This window comes from Aeromicrobium sp. PFPM2_SD2, assembly GCF_057364525.1.
In genome coordinates this window covers 1-3,598 of record NZ_JBNFNZ010000267.1, presented here as the reverse complement: position 1 = coordinate 3,598, position 3,598 = coordinate 1, and the positions used below count along the sequence as shown (strand labels likewise).

Genomic DNA, 3,598 nt, shown 5'->3' with positions numbered 1-3,598 from the left:
CGAGACCGGCAGCTCCGGTGGCCGAGCCGGTCACGCCGTCGTCCTCGCGGACGGTCTGCCACGTGACCGCGTTGTCGGCCATGACCGCGCCCGCGGTGTTGACGACGCTGACGACCACCGCGGTGCCCGCCACCTGCGGGGCGAACACGTGCAGCGTGGGCTGCGTGCGGGCGACCGGGGTGCCGACCGACGAGCGCTCCAGGGCCAGGTCGCTCAGGTACGCGGCGCCGGACGCCGTGGCGTCCAGGCCGGTGGCGGCGGTGAGCCGGACCTCGCGGACGTCCGCGACGTCGACGCCGGCCGCGGCTACGTCGGCGACCGGGACGTTCACCTGCTGCAGGACGATCTTCTTGAGCAGGCCCGAGCCGGGAGCGCCGGTCGAGGTGGGCATGCGCACGAGGGCCTGCGGGTTCAGCGTCGAGACCGGCGCGCTGTAGCTGCCTCCGGAGCCGTCCAGGACGCGCAGCGTCAGGTCGGTGCCCGTGGTGACCGTCTCGTAGGCGGCGACCTTGAGCGACAGCCGGTCGAAGCCGGACGCGTTCCGGGACGCCTTGGGCACCGTCACGCGCACCTCGTCGCCGGCGGCCTGCCACGTCATGCGCGTCACCGGGGTGGCGGGGACGTTCTGGCCGAAGTTGGCCGGCGTCCAGTGCGGCACCTGCGAGGAGCCGACCGCCGCGCTGGCGCACGCCGGCAGCTCCTGCGGGAGCGCCCGTCCGCCGAGGCTGGCGCACGGGGTCGCGGTGGAGGTCCCGTAGCTGCGCACGAGCGAGCTGGTGCCCTCGAACGTCGTGATCGTCGAGCGGGCCGAGGTCGGCGCCGTCGTGACCGTGCGGACGTCGACGTCGCCGAGCGCCTCGGGCGTCGCGCCCGAGCCGTCGAACAGCGGCAGGAACTGGTCCTCGCCGCCGAGGGTCAGGCGGAACCAGCCGGTCATGTAGGCGGTGCCCTGGTCGTACTGCTCCTGCGCGGTCAGGCGGATCGAGGTCTCGGCGACGCTCGGGTCGGTGCCGCAGACCGCGTCGGTGCGGCGCTGGGCGTTGCTCCAGTCGTCGGAGACGGCGGCCGGGAACAGGCCCGGCGTCCAGACCGTGTTGTAGAAGTTGTGGTTCGCGCCCATGACCCACGTGCCGCTGCGCAGCGCGTCGTCGTCGAAAGCATGTGCTGGCCCTGCTGGTTGGAGACGTCGCCGTCGCAGTAGGGCAGGACGACGTTCATCGCGACGTCCGGCACGGTCATGCGCGAGAAGTCGACCGGGGCGAGCGGCAGCAGCGTCTTGATCCCGAACGGCTTCGCCAGGCCCTGGTTGAGGGTGGCGGTGGACGTGATGCCCTCGCCGCCGCGGCTGTGGCCCATGAGGCCGATCTCGTCCAGGTCCCACATGCCGACCAGGTCGGCGACGCTCACGTCGCCGGTCAGCGCGTCGGCCAGGGAGACCTCGAGGTTCTCGCGGTTCGCGTCGGTGAACGAGACGGCCTGGCCGGCGTTGGCCTTGCGCAGCATCGTCAGGGTGTCGAGCACCAGCTGGCCGTGGGCCTGGGCGCCGCGGTCGGGCGCGTACGTGTTGTCGCGCGCGTCGATGCCGTTGGCGCCGATCGAGATGACCGCGTAGCCGTGGCTGGCCAGGGCGCGGGCGGTGCCGTCGTAGCCGGCGTAGGACGGGATGGGCTTCTGCCCGGCCGCGCAGGGCCACGCCGAGCCGCTGGCGTTGGTCTCCGGGTTGTAGCACCACGAGTGGCGCCCGTGGAGCAGCAGGACGGTCTTGTGCTCGCCGGCCGTGGTGGGGACGTAGAGGTTGCCCTGCATCTCGCCGCGGTAGCCGCTGATGTTGGCCAGCGGGACGCTGAGCTGGCCGAAGTCGTACTCGCCCTCCTCGAGAGGCACGTCGCCCAGCGAGGCCGGGTCGACGTCGAGCGCCTTCGCGGCACCCTCGGGGACGTCGGTCAGCGCGGCGCGGGCACCGGAGCGGCCGGAGGTCGAGGTCGACGACCAGCCGGGCTCGATCGCGTCCGTGTCCAGCACCGCCGGGTCGGTGGTCACCAGCGAGAGGGAGCGGCGGTCCGGCGACTCCGTGGCCAGGCCCAGGTCGGTCCCGTCGGCGACGATCGTGGGGGCGTCGCCGCGCACCGGCAGCGGCTCGTCGAGCTCGACCGTCACCTCGTAGCCGCCCGGCACGGGGGCGACGGAGTAGCCGGGTCCCTCGTTGACGGCGCCGTCGGGGTCGGCGACGGCGGGACTCGCGGTGAGCAGCAGGGGGAGGGCGGCGAGCGCGACCAGCGCGCTGCGTCCTCGACGTCTCAGGTAGGACACGCGTTCTCCTCGCGTTCTGGCCGCACGGGGATGGCGGCAGGACGACGCTAGGAACGCCACGCTTCGGCGAGCGGCGCGCTCAGCGAACGGTTCTGTTGAATGACGCGCCGTCGTGCTTCAGCCGGGCGCACGGTCTGGCCTCGCGCCCGGGCGTCCGCTACGGTGCTGCCAGGACGTGACCTGGATCACGCCCTGTGCGACGGCGACGGCACCACCCCCGCTCGTCCCGGCGCACCTGAGTACGCGGACCGGTGACCCCGGGCCGTCCGACGAAGGGCCAGCGCATGACCGTACCCACGCAACCCCGCACCGACGTGCTCGCCGAGCACGACCTGGTACAGCTCCTGGCCCCGGACGGCAGTCGGCGCGAGCACCCCGACTACCGCTGGGACGGCGACGTCGCCTCCCTGTGCGGGCTCTACCGCGACCTGTTCCTCGTCCGCCGCGTCGACACCGAGGCCCACGCCCTGCAGCGCCACGGCGAGCTCGGCCTGTGGGCGCCGTGCCTGGGCCAGGAGGCCGCGCAGGTGGGTGCCGGACGCGCGCTGCAGAACCAGGACTTCGTCTTCCCGACCTACCGCGAGCACGGGCTGGCCTGGTGCCGTGGCATCGACCCGGTCAAGCTGCTCGGCCTGTTCCGCGGCACCGAGCTGGGCGGCTGGGACCCGGCCGAGGCCGGCATGGCGCTGTACTCGATCGTCATCGGCGCCCAGACGCTGCACGCCGTGGGCTACGCGATGGGCCTGGGCCTGGACGACCAGGTCGGCCACGCCGACCCCGAGCGCGACACGGCCGTGCTGGCCTGCTTCGGCGACGGCGCCACCAGCCAGGGCGACGTGAACGAGGCGTTCGTGTGGGCGGCCAGCTTCCACGCGCCGGTGGTCTTCCTGTGCCAGAACAACCAGTACGCGATCTCCGTGCCGCTGGAGCGCCAGACCCACGTGCCGCTGGCCCAGCGCGCGGCCGGCTTCGGCTTCCCGGGCGTCCGGGTCGACGGCAACGACGTCCTGGCCGTGCAGGCCGTCGTCGGCGCCGCGCTCGACCGGGCCCGCAACGGCGAGGCCCGACCCTCGTCGAGGCGGTGACCTACCGGGTCGGGCCCACACGACGTCCGACGACCCGACGCGCTACCGCGACCCGCAGGAGGTCGAGCACTGGAAGGAGCGCGACCCGCTGCTGCGCCTGCGCCGCCACCTGGAGCCCAGGCGTCGACCTGTCGTTCTTCGCCGACCTCGACGCCGAGGCCGAGGCGCTGGGCCGGCACCTGCGCGAGGCGTGCAAGGCGCTG

General features: G+C 73.7%; 2 protein-coding genes and 1 pseudogene. 2 read left to right on the top strand and 1 reads right to left on the bottom strand.

The features are described from left to right. Positions 1-972: 972 nt before the first annotated feature. The gene (locus AC2W7G_RS11795) at positions 973-2,310 is read right to left on the bottom strand and encodes an alpha/beta hydrolase (RefSeq protein ID WP_485868609.1); all 1,338 of its coding nucleotides are present in this window, start codon (positions 2,308-2,310) and stop codon (positions 973-975) included. 284 nt (positions 2,311-2,594) lie between these two features. On the opposite strand from AC2W7G_RS11795, the gene AC2W7G_RS11790 reads away from it, so the two are divergent. Next, positions 2,595-3,395, top strand: coding sequence for a thiamine pyrophosphate-dependent enzyme (locus AC2W7G_RS11790; RefSeq protein ID WP_485868608.1), 801 nt, complete (start codon positions 2,595-2,597; stop codon positions 3,393-3,395). Positions 3,396-3,456: 61 nt separating this feature from the next. After that, positions 3,457-3,598: pseudogene (locus AC2W7G_RS11785) on the top strand (hypothetical protein); the annotation flags it as partial.